The following is a 19,755-nucleotide window of genomic DNA, read 5'->3' on the forward strand; positions in this document are numbered from 1 at the left end:
TTCGTGATCGGGCCCCGGCTCGGCGTCCTTCGTGATCGGGTCCCGGCTCGGCGTCCTTCCTGATCGGCCCGCGGCTCGGCGCCCGCCCGCCCTGCGCGACGTGCGGCCACCGCGCCGTTCGGGAGCCGGTGCGATGGCCGGCAGCGCGCGGTGCACGGAGCCCTTGCCAGCGGTCTACCGGCTCCACGTACCGGCTCCCCGAACCGCACGCCTAGACCGTCACACCGTCCACCTGGAACGTCTGCAGGGCCCCCGCCGCGAAGGAGGCGCGCAGCGACTTGCCGCTCAGGAACGTGTCCGAGCGGGCCACGTACGCGTCGCCCGAGCCCGACGTCGACGTCGTCCAGCGCGGGACGAGGCCGCCCGAGCCGCCCGTCACCGTGGTGAAGCGGGAGAGGTCGAAGGTGAGGGTCTGGGCGGACGTGGACTTGTTCAGGGCCACGATGACCAGGCGCTTCGCCGTTCTGTCCAGGGCCGCCACCGCGTAGTCGACGCCCGTGTCGAGGATCGTCATGCCGGGGCGGATGTGGCGGCTGAACTGGGCCATCACATAGAGCTTGCGTTCCACGGCGCCCGCCTGGAGGGTGCTGCCGTCGTACTTGATCATGCCCCAGCCCGCCGTCGGGTCCATCACCTGCCAGTAGACCCAGGCCGTGGGGTGCAGCCAGCGGAAGTCGAGCAGGAGGTTGCTCGCCAGGGTCAGACCCGTGCCGTCCTTGTCGCCCGTCTCGGAGTTCCACAGCACCTTGCGGGACGTGGTCACCACGTCCGAGTAGAGCAGGTCGCGGCGGCCGCCCGAGCCCTGGTAGCCGTGCACGTTGACCTGGTCGACCAGGGACTTCGAGGATGAGCTGAAGGAGTTCCAGGTGGTGCGGGCCAGGTCGTAACTGGTCTCGTCCGACGCGGAGATGCGCACGCCGGTCAGGCCGCGCTTGTCCAGTTCGCTGCGCAGGTAGGGCAGGACGGCCTGCTGGACCGAGGAGTCCATGTGGCAGCCCTCCTGGGTGCCCGTGGCCGTCCACCAGCTGGAGCTCGGCTCGTTGAACGCGTCGACCGTACGGAAGGTCACGCCCCAGTTGTTCTTCGCGTACAGGGCCACCGCCGCCAGGTGGGAGGCGTGCTGGCGGTAGTTCCAGGACTGCAGGTTGTTGCCGCCGTCGGAGGCGCCCGAGGGGTTGTGGTTGAGGCACATCCACCACATCGGCGAGTTGGCGAAGAGTTCGGTGATCGCCCCGCGCTGCACGGCCTTGACCAGCATCGCGCGCTGCGTGGCGTCCGCCGTCCACTTCCAGGCCGAGGAGGTGGGGTCCTCGTTGTTCCAGTCCTGCCAGTAGCCCTCGATCTGCTTGAAGCGGGGGATGTTGGGGGAGGCCACCATGCTCGCGCCGCCGACGGAGTTCCAGCTGCACGCGCCGAGGTTGTAGCGGGCGATGTTCAGGCCCAGGCCGGGCAGCGAGGCGCCGTTGTAGGTGACGGACTTGGTGGTGAAGAACAGGTCGGCGAAGTCGTCCCGGCCGCCGAAGACGTTGGCCCACCAGGCCAGGGACGTCCCCCAGCCCTCCCATGTGCCGTAGGTCGTCGACGGGTTCACGGCGACCGTGGCGTCCGCGTGCGCGGTGCCGGTCGCCAGGGCGCTGCCCAGGACGGTGCCGCCCGCGGCCGCGAGCAGGGTCCTGCGTCGGATCATGGTGTCCGCCTCTCGTTCACAACGCCCAACGGCGACAGAAATCGGTCGAGTTGGGCGATTTCCGGCCATCACCCCCGCGTGTCACCACGAAGCATCGGGGGCGACCGGGGAGCTTGTCGAGAGGTGTGACAGCGCTTTCTCCTACCATTTCTCCAAGGGTTGGCAGAAGGGTGCGCGGCAGAGCCGTCCTGTATAACCGACAGCAGACACACACGCGTACGAAGGGAGGGGCGCCCATGACCGGCAACCGGGCCATGGCCGGGTGGCGTTCCGCCCTCGCGCCCCTGCTCGTCGTCCTCGCGGTGGTTCCGTTGACGCTGCTCGACACCGGCAGTCTCTCCGCCACCGTCGCCCTCGCCGCCACCGCCGCGGCCGGCTCCGCGCTCGCCGTGTGCGCGCTCCTGGCCGCGCGCTGCGTGCCCGTCGTGCCGCCCACCCGGGTCCGTACGGCCCTGCGCGACCGGAACCGCCGTACGGCCTTCCTGCCGCAGCGCGATCCCGATGCCCGGGGGCGCACCCGGCCCCGGGCACCCGGACACGCCCTTCCGGCGACCGCCGCGTAGGGCCACCTTGCCGGTGACCCCGCGCGGGTCGTCATGCCGCCATCCCCAGGTCCGGTTTCCCCGGCCTCCCGGCACGACGAGACCCCGGAGGGCTCACCCATGTCCGTCTTCGCATCCCTGGTCGAGCGGCTCGCCGACCTGCTCCAGCCGCTGTTCGGCGCCTCGGCGGCCGCCGCCGCGATCGTGCTGTTCACCGCGCTCGTACGCCTCCTCGTCCACCCCCTGTCCCGGGCCGCCGCGCGCGGGCAGCAGGCCCGCACCCGGCTCCAGCCGAAGATCGCCGAGCTGCGGAAGAAGCACGCCGGCCACCCCGAGAAGCTCCAGCGGGCCGTACTCGAACTGCACGCCGCGGAGAAGGTGTCGCCGCTGTCGGGGTGCCTGCCGAGCCTGTGCCAGCTGCCCGCCTTCTTCCTGCTGTACCACCTGTTCTCCAGCGAGACGATCGGCGGGCGCGCCAACGAACTGCTGACCCACCAGCTGTTCGCCGCACCGCTCGGCGGGCGCTGGGCGGACGCGCTGGGCGCGGGCGGACCGCTCGGCGGGGCCGGGCTGGTGTACGCCGGGCTGTTCGCCGTCGTGGCCGGCGTCGCCGCGTTCACCTACCGCCGTACGAAGCTGATGACGGCCGCGCGGCCGGTGCTGCCGGTGGCGGAGGGCGAGCAGGTGCCCGGGCTGGGCGCGGTGACCAAGGTCCTGCCGTTCCTGTCCTTCTTCACCCTGGTCACCGTGGCCGTGGTGCCGCTGGCCGCCGCGCTGTACGTGGTGACCAGTACGACGTGGAGTGCCGTCGAGCGGGCCGTGCTGTACCGGTGAACGGGGACTGCCGCACGACGGCGCGGTCCGGTCCGTGAACGGGGTCTTGCGGACTGGACGCCCGCCTTGGAGGATCGACCGGTCCTCCGACGGCTGCGCCGCCCGCCGCACCCGGGCCGCAGGGATCGGCGGGCGCCCGCGACCGAGGGAGACGACGGAACATGAAGCTGCTGCGAGTCGGTACGGCGGGGGCGGAGCGGCCCGCCCTGCTCGACGCCGAGGGGACCCTGCGGGACCTGTCGGACGTCGTCCCGGACATCGACGGGGCCCTGCTCGCCGACGACGCGGTGCTCGGCCGGGTCCGGGCCGCCGCCGACGCCGGCGAGCTGCCCGTGCTGGACGCCACGGGCCTGCGGATCGGGCCGCCGCTGGGCCGGATCGGCAAGATCGTGTGCATCGGGCTGAACTACCACGACCATGCGCGGGAGACCGGGGCCGAGCCGCCCGCCGAGCCGGTGATCTTCTTCAAGGCGCCCGACACGGTCGTCGGTCCGTACGACACGGTCCTCGTCCCGCGCGGCTCCACCAAGACCGACTGGGAGGTGGAGCTCGCGGTGGTCATCGGACGGACGGCCCGTTATCTGGACTCGGCGCAGGAGGGACTCGCGCACGTCGCCGGGTACGCCGTCGCGCACGACGTGTCCGAGCGGGAGTTCCAGATCGAGCGGGGCGGGACCTGGGACAAGGGCAAGAACTGCGAGACGTTCAACCCGCTTGGGCCGTGGCTGGTGACGGCGGACGAGGTGCCCGACCCGCAGGCCCTGTCGCTGCGCCTGTGGGTCAACGGGGAGCTGAAGCAGGACGGGACGACGGCGGAGCAGATCTTCCCCGTGGGGGAGGTCGTGCGGTACGTCAGCCAGTTCATGACGCTGTATCCCGGGGACGTCATCAACACGGGTACGCCTGCCGGGGTCGCCCTGGGACAGCCCGAGCCGAAGCCGTTCCTGCGGGCCGGGGATGTCGTCGAGCTGGAGATCGAGGGGCTGGGGCGGCAGCGGCAGGAGCTGAAGGACGCCTGAGGGCTCCGCTCCGCGTCCAGGGCGGCGCGCCCACCACAGCGACCGCCCTGGCCCTTCGACGCGTCCGTCGGCTTCGTGTCACGCCAGCAGCGCGGCCAGCCGGCGCCACTGCTGCCTCGGCAGGGCGTCCCGCGGACCGCCCGTGACCACCTGAAGCGCGAGATGGTCCGCGCCCGCCGCGAAGAACGCGTCGATCCGCTCGCGGATCCGGTTCTCCTCACCCCAGGCGAACAGGGCGTCGACCAGGCGGTCGCTGCCGCCGTCCGCCAGGTCGTCCTCGGTGAAGCCGTGCCGCAGGAAGTTGTTGGTGTAGTTCGGCAGGGCGAGGTAGAAGGCGAGGAAGTCGCGGGCGAGCGCCCGGGCCCGGCCCGGGTCCCGCTCCAGGATCACGCCCAGCTCGGGGGCGAGCAGCGGGGCCTCGCCCAGGACCTCGCGGGCGTGCGCGGTGTGCTCGACGGTGACGAGGTACGGGATGGCGCCGGCCGCCCGGTCGCCGGACAGGCGCAGCGTCTTCGGCCCGAGGGCGGCCAGGACGCGGCGCTCCGCGGGCACCCCGGCGGCGTCCAGGGCGTCGAGGTAGGTCACGAGCGACGAGTAGGGGCGGCGGTACTGGTCCGCGAGCTTGGCGTGGCTGACGCCCAGGCCCAGCACGAAGCGGCCGGGGTGGGCCGCCTGGAGCTCCTTGAAGTCCGCCGCGGCGGTGCCGGCGTCGTGCTGCCAGATGCTCTGGATACCGGTGCCGACGGTGAGCTTCGCGGTGGCCTCGATCAGCGGTACGGCGTTGGCGGCGGCGCTGTTGCCGCCCAGCCAGAGGGCGCCGTACCCGAGCTCCTCCAACTCGGCGGCGGCCTCGGCGCGTTCACCGCGCCCGGCCGGGTCCTCCGAGCGCAGGGCGATGCTGAAGACGCCGTACCGGCCGATCGTGTCCTTCAGGGGCGTGCTCATCGGTTGGGGTCCCTCCGGTGGGTGCCGTGCGCGGTCGCGTACGCCAAGTGCCAACCGATGCCCGCCCGTTGGTAATCCCGGCCGGGCTACCGCTGTCTGCTCAGGAACTCCTCCAGCGCCTCCACCACGAACTTGTGGTCCTGCAGCTGCGGCAGACCGGAGACCGTGACCGCGCCGATCACACCGACGTCCTCCACGGTGATCGGGAAGGAGCCACCGTGCGCCGCGTACCGGTCCGGGTCCAGGCGCGAGGACTCCTCGAACGTCGTGCCCTTGGCGCGGAACCGGGCGCCCACCAGGTACGAGGCGCTGCCGTAGCGCTCCACGACCCGGCGCTTGCGGGCGATCCAGGCGTCGTTGTCGGGCGTGGAGCCGGGCAGCGCCGCGTGGAAGAGCTGCTGGCCGGCGCGGTGGATGTCGATGGCGACCGGGGCCTGCCGCTCCCGGGCCAGTTCGACGAGGAGACAGCCGAGCGCCCAGGCGTCGTCGTGGCTGAACCGGCGGAAGACCAGCCGCCGCTCCTGCGCCTCCAGCTCCTCCACGCTCGGGGTAAGTTCCGGGTGGAACTTCGGGGTCAGTCCCTGGTTGTGCGTCACAGCGTCACCGCCACTCCGTCAAGGGCCGAACGTCGGGCCGCCTCCAGTACCTCCAGGGCGGCCGCCGCCTCCAGCGCGGTCACCGGGTGGGGACCGCCCTCCAGCAGGGCTTTCGCCACGGCCGCATAGTAGGCGGGGTAGTCGCCCGGCAGGGTCGGTACGGCACGGCCGCCGCCGGTCAGCGGGGACTCGCCGGCGCCGACCCGGCCCCACAGCTCCTCCGGCTCCGTGCCCCAGTCACCGGCGCCGGGCCGCCTGCCCTCCCGCAGGGCCGCCTCCTGCGGGTCCAGGCCGTACTTCACGTAACCGGCCCGGGAGCCCAGCACCCGGAAACGGGGGCCGAGCTGGGCGGCCGTCGCGGAGACGTACAGGTGCGAGCGCACCCCGTTCGCGTGGGTGAGCGCCAGGAAGGTGTCGTCGTCCGCCTGCGCGCCCGGGCGGCGGACGTCCACCTCGGCGTACACCCGCGTGACCGGGCCGAACAGCACCAGGGCCTGGTCGACGACATGGCTGCCGAGGTCGTAGAGCAGACCTCCGATCTCCGCCGGGTCGCCGGACTCCCGCCAGCCGCCCTTCGGCTGCGGCCGCCACCGCTCGAAGCGGGACTCGAACCGCCACACCTGCCCCAGCTCGCCGTCCGCGAGCAGCTTGCGCAGGGTGAGGAAGTCGTTGTCCCAGCGGCGGTTCTGGAAGACCGACAGCAGCAGCCCGCGCTCCTCGGCCAGCGCCGCCAGCTCCCGGGCCTCGGCCGCCGTACCGGCGACCGGCTTGTCCACCACGACCGGCAGACCGGCCTTCAGGGCGGTGGTCGCGAGCGGTACGTGGGTGCGGTTCGGGGACGCGACGACGATCAGGTCCAGCTCGTCGGCGCGGTCGAACAGCTCCTCGGCGGTGGCGGCGACCCGTACACCCGGGTGCTCGGCGCGGGCCTGGGCCTGCCGCTCGGGGTTCGAGGTGACCACCGTGTCCAGGGCGAGGCCCTCGGTGGTGGCGATCAGCGGAGCGTGGAAGACGGAGCCGGCCAGACCGTAGCCGACGAGACCCACGCGGAGAGGGGTGCCAGTCATGCCCTCCACTTTCGCAACACTGTTGCCAAAGTGCAAGCGCCGGTGACAATAGGAGCGTGAACTGGGCGGACGACCGTACGGGCGGGGTGGGCGGCATGCGGAGCGGCACGGGCGGGGCGAACCTGCTCGCCCTGCGCAGCCACAACACCGCGCTGGTGCTGGACCTGCTGCGCACGGCGGGCCCCGACGGCATCAGCCGGCTGGAGCTCGCCGAGCGGACCGGGCTGACCCCGCAGGCGGTCAGCAAGATCACGGCCCGGCTGCGGGAGGAGGGCCTCGCGGCCGAGGCGGGGCGCCGCGCGTCGACCGGGGGCAAACCGCGTACGGTGCTGCGGCTGGTGCCGGAGGCGGGGCACGCGGTCGGGGTGCATCTGGACCGGGACGAGCTGCGGGCCGTGCTGGTGGATCTGCGGGGGGCCGTGGTGGGGGAGCGGCGCGCCGCGCTGGACCTCGGGGCCGGGGCGCAGGCCGTCCTGGCGGCGGTGGAGGCAGCGGTGCGGGGGGTGGTGGCCGAGGGGCTGGGGCAGCCGGGGGCCCGGGCCGCCGCCCTGCTCGGCGCCGGGGTCGCGCTGCCCGGGCCGCTGGACCACACCCGGGGTGTGCTGCACCGGGTCACCGGCTTCCCCGAGTGGGACGGCTTCCCGCTGCGGGAGGCGCTGGCCGGGCGGCTCGGGCTGCCGGTCGTGGTCGACAAGGACACCAACGCGGCCGCGCTGGGCCTCGCCGCCGACGGTGAACGGGGCTCCTTCGCCTACCTGCACCTCGGCACCGGCCTCGGCGCCGGCCTGGTGATCGGCGGCAGCGTGCACCGGGGCGCCCGGACCGCGGCGGGCGAGTTCGGCCACCAGGTCCTCCAGCTCGACGGCCCGCCCTGCACCTGCGGCGACCGCGGCTGCGTCGAGGCACTGTGCCTGGACGCCGTCGCCCGGGGCGACACAGAGGAGGCGGCCCGGGTCCTGGGCGCGGCGGCCGCGAACCTCGTCGGCCTGCTCGACATCGACGTCGTCCTGCTGGGCGGCCGTACGGTCGCCACGGCACCGGAGGTCTTCGTACGGGGAGTAGGCGCGGTCCTCAAGGCCCGGTCCCGGCGCACCGGCGAGGAAACCGTACCGGTCCGCCTCGCCCCCGGCGGACGACGGGGCGTCGCGGTGGGGGCGGCTCAGCTGGTGCTGGGGCCGGTGTTCGGGCGGGGGGACGGGTGAGGCGGGGGGCGACGGCTTAGGGGGGTGGCGGGCATGGGCTTGGGCGGGGGCGCGGGGGTGTTGGCGGGTTGCGGCTGTATGGCCCTCGGCGGGTGGGGGCGCAGGCATGTCGGGCGGTGGCTGAGGCTCGAGGGCGGGCGCGGGCGCGGGCGCGGGCCGGGAGGCGGGGCGTTGACGGGCGTTGGTTGAGGGTGTGGGCGGGGCGTCGGCTCAGGGACCTGGGCGGACGGGGATAAGGGGGGCGGCACGCGGCGGCTCGGGCGGGCAGGAAGGGGCCCCGGCGGGCGCGGGCTCAGGGGCGTCACCAGGCGGGGCGAGGGGGGCAGCAGAGGTCGGCTCAGAGGTGTCAGCGGGCGGTGGCTCGCGGTCACGCGAGGGCCTCCGTGGGGAAGATCCGCTCCAGGTGGTAGTCCAGCACCCTCCGCACATCGGCGAGCGTACGGCGTCCGTGCAGGACGTCCAGTCCCAGTCCGACGGCCCCCGCCACCAGCAGGTCGGCCTCGTGGTCCCGGTCGAGGCCCGGCGCCGTGCGCCCGGCGGCCTCGCCCGCGGCGATGATGTCCGCGACGAGCCGTTCCAGCGGCTGCTCGGCGGCCAGGAACACCGCCGCGAGCGCGGGATCGGTCAGGCTCCGCGCGTAGTAGGCCGTGAACACGCGCAGGGCGAAGGCACGCTGCCCGTCCAGCGGCAGGAACTCGTCCAGCAGGGCCCGCAGCAGTGCGCGCGGCTCCGTCATGTCGTACGGGATGCGCGCCCGGGCGAGCCGTTCGTTCTCCTCGTGCAGCAGGCGCAGCGCGTCGACCAGCAGGGCGTGCTTGGAGTCGAAGTGGTACTGCACGACCCGCAGCGACACCCGGGCCTCCGCCGCGACCCGGCGCATGCTCGCCGCGTCCAGGCCCTGCTCGGCCGCGATACGCCACACCGCCTCGGCGATCCGGCGCCGCCGGCGGGCCCGGATCTCGCTGGGCCCGGTCGCGGGCGGCGTCCCCGGGCCGGGCAGCGGCTGCCTGCGCCGCCGGTAGGCCCGGGCCTGGCAGCTGCGAGAGCAGTACACGGGCGGGCGGCCCCGCTCCGGACGGACCGTGGGCTTGCCGCACACCGGGCACGCCCGCTGCTTTTCGTCACGCACACCCTCACGATAGCCCGTTGAGAAAGTGTGACGTAAGTACGCGTATGCAGCAGAAAGGACGGTCACGCGGCCTCTGTCGATTGATACGTTCGTAACGTATCTCCTCGTCCCTCCTGGAAGGAAGGTCATGAAGTACGACGTCCTGCTGGGCCTCGGCATGGTGATGCTGGGTCTCTTCGGCCAGGGACTGATCCGGCTCCTCGTCGACCACGGCGACCGCGGCCTGCTGGCCTGGCTCCCCGGCGGCTTCGGCCTCTCCCTGGCGGCCCACGCGGTCCTCACCGCCACCGGTGTGCTGCTGGCGGGCTGGTCCCACACCCGCTCCAAGGCACTCGGGCGCCGCTAGGGTCTGTCCGCCGATCGGGCGGAACCGGGCCGCGGTGCGGAGCGGCGGCGCCGTTCGCCCGCTCCTCTCCGGCAGAGTCACCTGTTCATGCGACTCTGCACGCCCCTGTCCCTGTGCCTGGCGGCGGCAGCCGCCCTCCTCCCCGTCGCGACGCCCGTGTACGCCGAGCCCCGGCCGCCCGCCTGCGTCGCCCCGGACCACCGGGCCTTCCCCCTCACCACCCGCCTTCACGGCGGGCCCGGCTCCTACCCGGCCGGCGGCGGGTTCGGCACCTTCTTCCTCACGCTGACGAACACCACCGGCCGGGCCTGCACCGGCATCCACCCGGTCGTCGTCCTCGTCGACGACGAGCGGGCGCTGAAGCCGTCCCAGCCCCAGCTGGAGTTCTTCGTGGGCGCGCGGCCCCATCCGGTGCGCTTCGAGGCGACCGACCAGGACGAACTCGTCGGGGTCCTCGCCGACGACCGGGACGGCTTTCGCGGGTTCACCGTCGGCCCCGGCCGCACGCTGACCGTGCGGCTGCGGCTCGCCGTCACCTCCGACGCCGTACCCAACGCCGTCACGGCCAAGGCCGCCGTCGTGCAGCGGCAGGGCGACGACGGCGAGTGGGTCGGCGAGTCGAACGACTACCGGTTCCGCATCGAGAGCGAACCCGAGCCCCGGTCCAGTACCGAGCCCCAACCCCGCCCCCGGCCCGACGCCGACGCCTCGCCCGGCGGCACCCTCCCGCTCGCAGACGAACTCGCCCGCACCGGCGTCAGCGGCCCGGCGATCGTGACCGCCGGCGTGCTGCTGCTGGGCGCGGGCGGCGCGGTGCTGGTGGCCCGCCGGCGGCGGTGAGAAGCCGGGCCCGGCCCCGCCCGGCCGTCCACCTGCCGGGACGCCGGAAACGGGCCGTTCCCTCAAGATCCGGCCACCTTTACGCTGGAACGCACGCTGGACCGCGTACGGCAGGAGATCTCGCACATGGCAGACCGCAAGCCCATCGAGTCGTGGCTCACCGACATGGACGGTGTGCTCATCCACGAGGGCGTACCGATCCCCGGCGCCGACGCCTTCCTGAAGAAGCTGCGGGAGTCCGACAAACCCTTCCTGGTCCTCACCAACAACTCGATCTACACCCCGCGCGACCTGCACGCCCGGCTGCGCCGCATGGGCCTGGACGTGCCGATCGACAACATCTGGACCTCGGCGCTGGCCACCGCCAAGTTCCTGGACGACCAGCGGCCGGGCGGCTCGGCGTACGTCATCGGCGAGGCCGGGCTGACCACCGCGCTGCACGACATCGGCTACATCCTGACCGACCACGAGCCGGACTACGTCGTCCTCGGGGAGACGCGGACGTACTCCTTCGAGGCCATGACGAAGGCGGTGCGGCTGATCAACGACGGGGCTCGCTTCATCTGCACCAACCCCGACGAGACCGGCCCCTCCACCGAGGGCCCGCTCCCGGCGACCGGCGCGGTGGCCGCGCTGATCACCAAGGCGACCGGCAAGCAGCCGTACTTCGCCGGCAAGCCGAACCCGCTGATGATGCGGACCGGGCTGAACGCCATCGGGGCCCACTCCGAGACCAGCGCGATGATCGGCGACCGCATGGACACCGACGTGCTGGCCGGCATCGAGGCGGGCATGCAGACGTTCCTGGTGCTCACCGGCCTGACCCGCCCCGACCAGGTGGAGGACTTCCCGTACCGGCCCTCGCAGGTCGTGGACTCCATCGCGGACCTCGTCGACCGCGTCTGACGCGGCAGTTCGCCGAGGGGGCCGTTCAAACCCGCCGCCACCCGTTCGGAGCAATCCCGCCCCGGCCGAGGATGCGGGGCCGTCTCCCGCGGGGGACCCTCCAGGTGACTGGAGGTACATGATGGGTTCACTGCGCGTCACTCTCTGTACGGGCGTCCTGGCCGCCGCCGTCCTGACACCGACGGCGTACGCGGCGGACGGAGGGGGCGTCCTGGTGACCCCGGCGGCTCCCGCCCCCGGCACCGACGTCACCCTCCGCGTCTCCGGCTGCACCGAGCGGACGGCTGTCGCCGCCTCGGCGGCTCTCGTCGCGGACGTGACGCTCACCGGCACCGACGGCACCCTCGTCGGCGAGAGCCGCGTGCGGTCCACGCTCACCGCCGGGGCCTACGCCGTGAAGGTCACCTGCGGCGGCACCGACCGCACCGGCACCCTCACCGTCGCCCACCCCCGCGGCACGCCCGCCGCCCACGCCTCACCGGTCGCCCCCGTCGACGCGGGCGGCGGGGGCACCGCCGACCTCGCCGCGGTGGACGCGCGCGAGACCGGCCCCGGCACGGGACAGGCGGTGACCGGCCTGGCCCTCATGGGCGTCGCCGCGCTGGTGGTCGCGCGCGCCCGCCGGCGTCGGGAGACGAGCTGACATGTCCGACCACCAGGAACGATCCACCGGCACCGGCCGCATGGTGACCGGCATGGCATGGGCGGTGCTGCTGCTCGGCCTGTGGCTGTGGGGGCGCGAGATGACCGACGTCCCGACGGGGCTGTCCGAGCCGGCCACCGGCGACATGGCGGCGGTCGGCCGCCCGCCGGACGTCGACCTGCCGCCCGCCCACGCCCCCCTCGCGGACGCCCTGCCGCAGCGCCTGGACATCCCCGGCCTCGGCGTCCAGGCCCCGGTCGTGGCCCGCGGCCTGAACACCAACGGCGCGCTCGACCCGCCGCCCTTCGACCAGGCCGGTGTCGTCGGCTGGTACAAGGACGGCGTGAAACCGGGCGCGGCCGGCACCGCCCTGATGGTGGGCCACGTCGACACCGAGACCCGGCCCGCCGTCTTCTACAAGATCAGCGCCATGCGGCCCGGGCAGAAGATCCGGGTGTTCCGCGACGACGCGAAGATCGCCGAGTTCACCGTCGACGACGTCCAGGTCATCGGCCGCGACCGCTTCGACGCCCAGCAGGCCTACGGGCCCCGCCGGACCGGCCGCGCCGAACTGCGGCTGGTCACCTGCGGCGGCACCTTCGACCGGACCACCCGCAGCTACACGGCCAACGTGGTCGTCTCGGCGTACCTGACGGGCACGGGCGGGTAAGGGCGTCACGGAAACCGTCGTCCTCGTCGTACGCGGCGGGAGATATGCCAGGATTGAGCCTCGGTGAAGCTGCACCCGAGGGGGAGTTGGATGTACAGCGGCAGGGGGGCCGGGGCGGTCGCCGCGAGGCGGGTGTCCGCGGTGGTGCTGGGGGCGGCACTGCTGGTCACAGGGTGTTCGGGGGCCGACGGCGAGAACGGCGCGAACGGTGAGGACGGCCCGGGCGGCAGGGGGAAGGCGGGTGCGGGCGCCGGGATCACCCAGCAGCCCAAGGAAGCCGCCCCGTTCTGGGTCAACCCGGACAGTACGGCGGCCCGGCAGGTGGCGGCCCTGGAGAAGGCCGGGAAGAAGGAGCAGGCCGCGCAGATCCGGAAGATCGCCGAGCAGCCCGTCGGCGAGTGGGTCAGCCCGGAGAACCCCGAGGAGCAGGCCCGCGGCTTCACCGAGGCCGCCGAGCAGGCCGGCCGCACGGCCCTGCTGGTCCTGTACAACATCCCGCACCGCGACTGCGGCCAGTACTCGCAGGGCGGCGCGGCCGACGGCGACGCCTACCGGGCCTTCGTCGACGCCGTCGCCCGGGGCATCGGGGACCGCTCGGCCACCGTCGTCCTGGAGCCCGACGCCGTGCTGCACCTGGTGGACCACTGCACCCCGGAGCAGTTCCACGAGGAGCGCTACGACCTCCTCAAGGGCGCCGTCACCAAGCTCACCTCGCTCGGGAACACCAAGGTCTACCTGGACGCGGGCAACGCCGGCTGGGGCAAGCCCGACCAGATCTTCGAGCCCCTGAAACGGGCGGGCATCGACCAGGCCGACGGCTTCGCCGTCAACGTCTCGAACTTCTACACCACCGAGGACTCCCTCGCGTACGGCAAGGAGCTGTCCGCGAAGGTCGGCGGCAAGCACTTCGTCATCGACACCAGCCGCAACGGCAACGGGCCCTACACGCAGGGCGATCCCAACGAGCGCTGGTGCAACCCGCCCGGCCGGGCCCTCGGCGAGACCCCGACGGTCCGGACCGCCGACCCGCTCGTGGACGCCTACCTCTGGGTCAAGCGCCCCGGCGAGTCGGACGGCGAGTGCAAGGGCGGCCCGAAGGCGGGCCAGTGGTGGCCCGCCTACGCCCTGAAACTGGCGGAAGCCTCAGCGACCTAGGGACGCCGGCGCTCCCGCCCGTGCGAGCCGCACCCGCGGGAGCGCTACGGCACCTTCACCCACTGCGCCTTGCTCGGCACGCCCTGCGCGTTCGTGACGAACAGCATGTACCAGCCGGGCTGGACGAGGTTCCGGTTCTGCGGCACGGTCACCGTCAGTTCGGTGCCCTCCGCCTTGAAGTCCAGGGCGATGGAGCGCTGGTCCACATCGGTCACGTGCGTGGACGCACTCGGCCGGATCAGCCGGACCTTCCGCACGGAAGAGGCCTGCGGCGAGGAGAACGTCCCCGTCCCGCCGCGCTCGATGGTCTGCGGACCACCGGACAGCCCCGGCCGTGCGCCGTCCTGGTACAGGTACGGCGGTGTGTAGATCTCGATGCGCTGCTCGAACTCGCCCGGCTTGGTGTTGGCCGCGTCGGCGAACAGCGAGTCCGACCCGAAGAACATCACCCGCCCGTCGGGCAGCAGGATCGAGCCCGAGTGGTAGTTGCGGCCCACCAGCGGGTCGGCGACCCGCTGGAAGGTGTTCTTCCGCGTGTCGTACAGCCGTGCCTGGAGGATGTCGGAGTCGCCGCGCCCGCGGTAGTCCTCCGAGCCGCCGGAGACCAGCACGCTGTCGTCGGGCAGGATCGAGGCCTGCGGGTAGCGCGTGCCCTTCTCCAGCGACGGCCCGTCCACGAAGCGCGGGCTGTCGTCCTTCAGGTCGACGATCCGGGTCTTCCGGCTGGACAGCTTGGACTCGCCGACCCCGCCACCGCCGATCACCATGTACCTCTCGTCCTGCGCGGGCGGCAGCAGCACGGTGTTGGAGGTCTCCATCAGCTTCGGGTCGCTGAGCCCCGGGATCTTCGTGAACCTGTTGGTGTCCACGTCCCACACGCCCGGCTCCCGGCCGATGTCGGCCGGTCCGTAACCCGCGTTGGAACCCGAGTAGAAGATCTTGCCGTTCTGCATCAGGAACAGCGCGGGGTACGTCGGGAACTGCCGGACCTTCCGGGTGTACGTCCACTTCCTGGTCTTCGGGTCGAAGATCTCGTTCTTGCCCGGGACCAGCTGGCCGATGTCGTCGAGGCCGGAGACGCTGAGGATCCTGCCGTCGCTCAGCATGGTGAGCGTCGGGTACCAGCGGGCCTCGTTCATCGGGTCGACCTTGATGTACCTCTCGGCGACCGGGTCGAACTCGTAGGCGTCGCGGATCCCCTGGAAGTCCTTCTTGTCCAGGGCGAGTTTCTGCGCGATGCCGTAGGTGTTGCGGGCGTCGGCGCCGGTGAGGCCGCTGATCCGGTAGTTGTCCTGGGTGCCGGTCTCGTACCTGGCGCCCTCCTTGGCCGCCTCGACGTAGATGCGGCCGAGCCCGGGGTCGTTGCCGAGGAACCTGCCGGTCTTGTCGAACCTCTTCTTGGCGCGCGGCACCAGGACCGGGTCCTTGGAGATGAAGGTCTTGCCGTTCTGCTTGCCGGTGAACCGGGTGCCGGCGGGCAGGGTGATCGGCTTGTCCGGGTTCTCGTTGTGGACGATCATCAGGCCGCCGGCCTTCTTCACGTCGCCCTTGAGCTTCTCGTACCGCTTGGTGCCGCCCGCGATCAGCAGGTTGCCGTTGGCGAGCTGGGTGTGGCCCGTGCAGAACAGGTCGCTCGGGGTGGGCACCTTCTTGATGGTGCCCTTGACCGGGTCCCAGACCCGGGTGTCGTACTTCTTCGCGTCGAAGTTGTCCTGGTTGTTGCCCGAGCCCGCGACCAGCAGCACCTTGCCGGTGCGCAGCAGCGCCGCGTGGATGGTGTTCTGCCGGTACTCCTCGGGGAACTCGACGATCTCCCACTTGCCGTTCGCGGCCTTGTACTCCGGCTTGTTGATCTTGTACTGGTGGTATTTCTCGGTCCCGAAGCGGTACAGCCACGGCCCGTTCATCCCGGCCAGCGCGAGTACCACCGCCGTGCCTATCGCGAGTCGACGGGCGCGACGGCGGCCTGCACGGTCGTTCATTCCTTACGTCCCCCAAGTCCACCAAGGGCGATCTGCATGGTCTGGTCGTGGCCCCCTTCGCCCCCGTCCGGCGAGGCGGCCCAGCTGGGCTTGTGCCGCGGGTCGTGCGCCGCGCCCGGCTGCTGCGGGACGGGCAGCGGCTGTGTGCGGTGCGGCCCGGCGGCGTCCTGCGGGCGCTCCGCCACCGGCGCCCCCGCGGCGGGCGTGTCGGCACCGCGCGGGCCGGCCGGGGCACCGGGCTTCTTCGCCTGCCGCAGCTCATGGCGCCAGGCGAAGACCGGGAACGCGGTGATGAGCAGGGCGAACGAGGCCCAGATGACCATCGCCGGGTGGGAGTGCCCGAAGACGAAGCCCGCGGCGAGCGACGCGCTGAAGATCAGAATGAAGTACCAGTGGTACCGGAAGGTGCCGAACCAGCGGTCCGGGCTGGCCGAATCACCCTTGGGGGTGACGACGAACTTGCTCTTGCGGCGCAGCACCGAGTCGGTCAGCGCCTTGGCGTACAGCGGCGCCGACAGCGCGGACATCACCATGCCGGCCACCCCGCCGGAGCCCTCCGGCTCGTGCGGGGAGACGTTGTGCCGGCGGTTCCAGACGTACAGGCCGATCTGGAGCGCGGAGGCGTTGCCGTAGAGCATCAGCCACACCGCCGGGTCGATGTTCACCCCCGAGGCGCCCAGCCCCAGGAACAGCGCGCAACTCAGCGCCGCCAGGATCCAGTTGAGGGCCGACATCGGATAGAAGATGATCATCATCGTGTAGTTGAAGAGCTTGCCCGGCGGCAGCGAGTACCAGCCCTTCCAGTACTGCTTGAGGATCGTCTCGTACGTCCCTCGCGACCAGCGCATCTGCTGGGTGAAGAAGTCCGTCCAGGCGCTCGGGCCCTCGCCGACGGCGAGCACGTCCGGCGTGTACACCGACTTCCACCTGCGGCCGGTGGCCGGGTTCTTGTGGCGGTGCATCTCGAAGCCGGTGGCCATGTCCTCGGTGATCGAGTCGTACAGGCCGCCGATCTGCTTGAGCGCCTTGATGCGTACGGCGTTCGACGTACCCACGAACATCGGGGCGCCGTACCGGTTGCCGGCGCGCTGGATGAGGGCGTGGAAGAGGAACTGCTGCGACTCGGCGGCCTTGGTGACGAAGTTGTCGTAGTTGCCGTACACCTGCGGGCCGATGACGAAGCCGACGTCCGGGTCGCGGAAGAAACCGAGCATCCGCTCCAGGTAGTTGGGCAGCGGCACGTGGTCGGTGTCGACCGAGGCGAAGAAGTCGTAGTCGTCGCCGTGGGCGTCGAGCCAGGCGTTGTAGTTGCCGTGCTTGGTCCTGGCGCGGTGCGGGCCCTTGGCCTGGTTCCACTTCGCCACGCCCTTGCGGGAGAAGTGGTGCACGCCCAGGCGCTCGCAGACCGCCTTCACCTCGGGGTCGTCGCCCTCGTCGAGCAGCCAGACGTGCAGCAGGCCCCGGTGGCGGATCCGCACGGCCGCCTCCAGGGTCTTCGTCACCATCTCCAGCGGCTCCTTGCCGGGCACGAAGGAGGTGAGGAAGGCCACGCGCGTGCCGGCCTCGGGCACCACCGGGACCGGGTCGCGGGCGACCAGGGTGGCGTGTGCGTTGGACAGCACGTTCATGCAGCGGAAGAACTCGATCAGGCCGATCGAGACGAGCATCACGACGTCGAGCGCCGGGAGCCAGTCGAAGGCCGGGTAGTCGCGCTCGGTCCAGTGCTCGGGTTGGAGCAGCCAGAACAGCAGCACCAGCGACAGCACCGGGGCCGCGGCCAGCATCAGGGCGACCCGGATGCGGTGCGGCTCCTGCGAGATCAGCGAGCGGTACTGGACCTTGTACGGCTTGTCCGGGTCGGGCTGAGTGAGGGGGCCCGCGAGCCGGCTGTAGTGCTCGTAGTCGTATCTCGGCAGTGTTTTCCTGATCCGGCGGAACGCGCCCGTGTTCCCGTTGCGATGAGCCTGCACCCTCAGCTGGGTGGTCTGGGACGGGTCGTGGTCCTGCCCGGCGCCTGACGGCGTCGACGTCATGAGTCATCCCCCCACACGCGGGCTGACCGCGTGTTTCGTCGCTTCCTACCGCCTGCTTCGGTCCCCCCCGACCTCCACGGGCGTATCAGTGGTGCGTCGCTGTCACCACGTCATCCACACCTGCGAGACATGGGAACGCGACCTTCCGGTTGCCTGATGCCCCCCTCGGCATCCCGCCATGAGCGAGGCCCCTCACCCCGCGCGACGGACAACCGGATCCTTGCCCCCCAACTACCGCGCACGTGCGGTTCGTCGAAAAACCAGAGTTCTACGGTGTCCGTCTTGATCGCAAGATGCGAAACGCGGTGTTTACCGGTCATATGCACTCATTGTGATGCCTGTGGGGATTCCGTGCAGCCGGTATGGACAGGCACGCACGGATGTTCGTGAAGTGCTCCCTTATGGCCTCCTCCGCCCGTATCGCATCGCCGGACCGTACCGCATCGGAGGTCTGCGGATGCTGTCGGCGGATGATCCGCGGATCTTGTGGTATGCGTCCGGTGAAGGCCACGCGCCGCCACGGGCGGAGGGAAAAGCACGAGGGCGATCCCGTCCGCCGTTCGGCGGAGCGTGATCGCCCTCGTGGTCGGTGCGCCGCCAGGGACTCGAACCCCGGACCCGCTGATTAAGAGTCAGCTGCTCTAACCAACTGAGCTAGCGGCGCGCGGTGACGGCGTAACTCTACAGGACGCCGGAGGGTGCTCCGGACCACCCGGGGCCGGGCCCCCGGTCCCCCGACCCGCCCCGTACATCATTCGGACCGTCAACATGCGCGCCCCGCAGACAGTTGCGAAACTGGCCGTCGTGCACAGGCACGATCATTTTCACCGGAAGTGTGAGGGGAATCGCATGGCGGCTCCGGTATTCGAGGAAATCGATCCCGTGAGCGACTGCGACTGCCCCGGCTGTGTCCACTGGCGACGCGTCCTGCCGCCTTCCCCGGCCGGCCGGACCGCCGGCCACCCGGCCGCCCATCGGGCCCTGGCCGTCGCGGCCGCGGCCTCCGCCGCGCTCGGCGCGGGCCATGCCGTCCCCGCCCTGGCGGTCCCGCACGCCCCCGTCCCCCCGGTCGTTCCCGCAGGTGAGGAGCCTGATACCCCGCAAGGAGGCACGGCCCCGCTGCACGGTCTGGGCGGGCAGGCGGCCACCCCGACGGGGGTCGTGGAGACACCGTGGACGACCCGTGCGGAGATCATCGCCCGGGCCAGGACCTGGGTCGCGGCGCAGGTGCCGTACAGCATGGACGCGTACTGGTCCGACGGTTACCGGCAGGACTGTTCGGGCTTTGTCTCGATGGCCTGGAACCTGCCCGGAAACGAATGGACCGGCAGCCTCCAGCAGTACGGTGTCCGGATTTCCAAGGAGGAACTCCAGCCGGGTGACATTCTGCTGTTCCATAATCCGTCCGATCCCCGGAACGGCTCGCACGTGGTGATTTTCGGCGGCTGGACGGACCACACCCGCACCTCCTACCTCGCCTACGAGCAGGCCCGCCCCCACACCCGCCGGCAGATCACCCCGTACGCCTACTGGAACAGCTCCGGCAGGTACGTCCCCTACCGCTACAGAGGGATCACCGCGGGGTCGGCCGGCTCCCAGCCGGACCCCGGCGCCTCGCCGAGCGCGGGGGCCTTCCCGGGGGCGGTGTACTTCGGCCCCGGCGCGAACAACCCGTACGTCACCCGGCTCGGCCGCATGCTCGTCGCGCGCGGCGGCGGCCGGTTCTACCGCCTGGGGCCCGGTCCGCGCTGGTCGGACGCGGACCGCAGGGCCACTCAGGCCTTCCAGCAGGCCCAGGGCTGGCGGGGTGCGGCGGCGGACGGACTGCCCGGGCCGCTGACCTGGGAGCTGCTGGTGACGGGGCAGGGCCGGGACATCCCCGCCCAGGCGGGCGGAACACCCTCCTCGCACGGGGTGCCGGGCTACCCGGGCCGGGCGCTGTTCCGGCCGGGCGCGGACAACGCGTACGTCACCCAGCTGGGCAGGCAGCTGGTGAAGAAGGGCTTCGGCACGTACTACCGGACCGGGCCGGGGCCGCGCTGGAGCGAGGCGGACCGGCGCAACGTCGAGGCCTTCCAGCGGGCCCAGGGCTGGCGGGGCGGCGCGGCGGACGGCTACCCCGGGCCGGAGACCTGGCGCCGGCTGTTCTCGTGAGCGCC

18 protein-coding genes, 1 tRNA gene and 1 pseudogene are annotated in these 19,755 nt (G+C 72.1%); 11 read left to right on the top strand and 9 right to left on the bottom strand.

Annotation, left to right across the window (positions count from 1 at the left end; translation table 11 throughout):
• Window positions 1-211: 211 nt before the first annotated feature.
• Entirely contained in the window at window positions 212-1,687 is a 1,476-nt protein-coding gene (locus tag AB0K80_RS07800; RefSeq protein ID WP_365666948.1) for a glycoside hydrolase, read from the bottom strand.
• A gap of 236 nt (window positions 1,688-1,923) precedes the next feature.
• Here AB0K80_RS07800 and AB0K80_RS07805 point away from each other — a divergent pair, with 236 nt between their 5' ends.
• The 3 genes from AB0K80_RS07805 (at window position 1,924) to AB0K80_RS07815 (ending at window position 4,082) form a co-directional block, all read left to right on the top strand.
• Window positions 1,924-2,250, top strand: a complete 327-nt coding sequence (locus AB0K80_RS07805) for a DUF6412 domain-containing protein (RefSeq protein WP_365666950.1) — start codon at window positions 1,924-1,926, stop codon at window positions 2,248-2,250.
• 99 nt (window positions 2,251-2,349) lie between these two features.
• Window positions 2,350-3,063, top strand: coding sequence for a membrane protein insertase YidC (gene yidC / locus AB0K80_RS07810; RefSeq protein WP_365666952.1), 714 nt, complete (start codon window positions 2,350-2,352; stop codon window positions 3,061-3,063).
• A gap of 161 nt (window positions 3,064-3,224) precedes the next feature.
• The gene (locus tag AB0K80_RS07815; protein ID WP_365666954.1) at window positions 3,225-4,082 is read left to right on the top strand and encodes a fumarylacetoacetate hydrolase family protein; all 858 of its coding nucleotides are present in this window, start codon (window positions 3,225-3,227) and stop codon (window positions 4,080-4,082) included.
• 78 nt (window positions 4,083-4,160) lie between these two features.
• Here AB0K80_RS07815 and AB0K80_RS07820 read toward each other — a convergent pair whose 3' ends face one another.
• The 3 genes from AB0K80_RS07820 to AB0K80_RS07830 form a co-directional block, all read right to left on the bottom strand.
• On the bottom strand, window positions 4,161-5,027 hold the full coding sequence (locus tag AB0K80_RS07820; RefSeq protein ID WP_365666956.1) for an LLM class F420-dependent oxidoreductase: 867 nt from the start codon (window positions 5,025-5,027) through the stop codon (window positions 4,161-4,163).
• A gap of 86 nt (window positions 5,028-5,113) precedes the next feature.
• A complete protein-coding gene (locus AB0K80_RS07825; RefSeq protein ID WP_365666958.1) occupies window positions 5,114-5,623 on the bottom strand; it encodes a heme-degrading domain-containing protein in 510 nt (169 codons plus the stop codon).
• Window positions 5,620-6,690: a Gfo/Idh/MocA family oxidoreductase gene (locus AB0K80_RS07830; RefSeq protein WP_365666960.1), complete on the bottom strand. Its 1,071-nt coding sequence runs from the start codon at window positions 6,688-6,690 to the stop codon at window positions 5,620-5,622. The genes AB0K80_RS07825 and AB0K80_RS07830 overlap by 4 nt, the downstream gene beginning before the upstream one ends.
• A 95-nt stretch (window positions 6,691-6,785) precedes the next feature.
• Between AB0K80_RS07830 and AB0K80_RS07835 the strand changes: the two genes are divergently transcribed.
• Window positions 6,786-7,892: an ROK family transcriptional regulator gene (locus tag AB0K80_RS07835; RefSeq protein WP_365667299.1), complete on the top strand. Its 1,107-nt coding sequence runs from the start codon at window positions 6,786-6,788 to the stop codon at window positions 7,890-7,892.
• Window positions 7,893-8,259: 367 nt separating this feature from the next.
• Here AB0K80_RS07835 and AB0K80_RS07840 read toward each other — a convergent pair whose 3' ends face one another.
• Entirely contained in the window at window positions 8,260-9,021 is a 762-nt protein-coding gene (locus tag AB0K80_RS07840; RefSeq protein WP_365666961.1) for a TetR family transcriptional regulator C-terminal domain-containing protein, read from the bottom strand.
• A 127-nt stretch (window positions 9,022-9,148) separates the two neighbouring features.
• Between AB0K80_RS07840 and AB0K80_RS07845 the strand changes: the two genes are divergently transcribed.
• The 6 genes from AB0K80_RS07845 (at window position 9,149) to AB0K80_RS07870 (ending at window position 13,581) form a co-directional block, all read left to right on the top strand.
• Window positions 9,149-9,367 carry a hypothetical protein gene (locus tag AB0K80_RS07845; protein ID WP_365666963.1) on the top strand — a complete coding sequence of 73 codons (219 nt, stop codon included), beginning with the start codon at window positions 9,149-9,151 and terminating at the stop codon, window positions 9,365-9,367.
• Window positions 9,368-9,454: 87 nt separating this feature from the next.
• Entirely contained in the window at window positions 9,455-10,207 is a 753-nt protein-coding gene (locus AB0K80_RS07850; RefSeq protein WP_365666965.1) for an LPXTG cell wall anchor domain-containing protein, read from the top strand.
• A gap of 126 nt (window positions 10,208-10,333) precedes the next feature.
• Entirely contained in the window at window positions 10,334-11,113 is a 780-nt protein-coding gene (locus AB0K80_RS07855; protein WP_365666966.1) for an HAD-IIA family hydrolase, read from the top strand.
• Window positions 11,114-11,234: 121 nt separating this feature from the next.
• Window positions 11,235-11,756: a hypothetical protein gene (locus AB0K80_RS07860; RefSeq protein ID WP_365667301.1), complete on the top strand. Its 522-nt coding sequence runs from the start codon at window positions 11,235-11,237 to the stop codon at window positions 11,754-11,756.
• Between the two features lies 1 nt (window position 11,757).
• Complete coding sequence (locus AB0K80_RS07865; protein ID WP_365666968.1) at window positions 11,758-12,426, top strand: class F sortase; 669 nt, start codon at window positions 11,758-11,760, stop codon at window positions 12,424-12,426.
• Window positions 12,427-12,516: 90 nt separating this feature from the next.
• Window positions 12,517-13,581 (top strand): glycoside hydrolase family 6 protein, encoded by a 1,065-nt coding sequence (locus AB0K80_RS07870; protein ID WP_365666970.1) that lies wholly within the window; start codon window positions 12,517-12,519, stop codon window positions 13,579-13,581.
• A 44-nt stretch (window positions 13,582-13,625) separates the two neighbouring features.
• Here AB0K80_RS07870 and AB0K80_RS07875 read toward each other — a convergent pair whose 3' ends face one another.
• The 4 genes and pseudogenes from AB0K80_RS07875 to AB0K80_RS07890 form a co-directional block, all read right to left on the bottom strand.
• Window positions 13,626-15,563, bottom strand: a complete 1,938-nt coding sequence (locus AB0K80_RS07875) for a kelch motif-containing protein (protein ID WP_365666972.1) — start codon at window positions 15,561-15,563, stop codon at window positions 13,626-13,628.
• Entirely contained in the window at window positions 15,560-17,596 is a 2,037-nt protein-coding gene (locus AB0K80_RS07880) for a glycosyltransferase family 2 protein (RefSeq protein WP_365666974.1), read from the bottom strand. The genes AB0K80_RS07875 and AB0K80_RS07880 overlap by 4 nt, the downstream gene beginning before the upstream one ends.
• A 316-nt stretch (window positions 17,597-17,912) precedes the next feature.
• Window positions 17,913-18,086 (bottom strand): annotated as a pseudogene (locus tag AB0K80_RS07885) (GntR family transcriptional regulator); the annotation flags it as partial.
• 100 nt (window positions 18,087-18,186) lie between these two features.
• A tRNA-Lys gene (locus AB0K80_RS07890) sits at window positions 18,187-18,260 on the bottom strand.
• 185 nt (window positions 18,261-18,445) lie between these two features.
• On the opposite strand from AB0K80_RS07890, the gene AB0K80_RS07895 reads away from it, so the two are divergent.
• Window positions 18,446-19,750, top strand: a complete 1,305-nt coding sequence (locus tag AB0K80_RS07895) for a peptidoglycan-binding protein (RefSeq protein WP_365666976.1) — start codon at window positions 18,446-18,448, stop codon at window positions 19,748-19,750.
• Window positions 19,751-19,755: the final 5 nt, after the last annotated feature.

It is taken from the genome of Streptomyces sp. NPDC052682, from assembly GCF_040678435.1.
Lineage (GTDB): Bacteria > Actinomycetota > Actinomycetes > Streptomycetales > Streptomycetaceae > Streptomyces.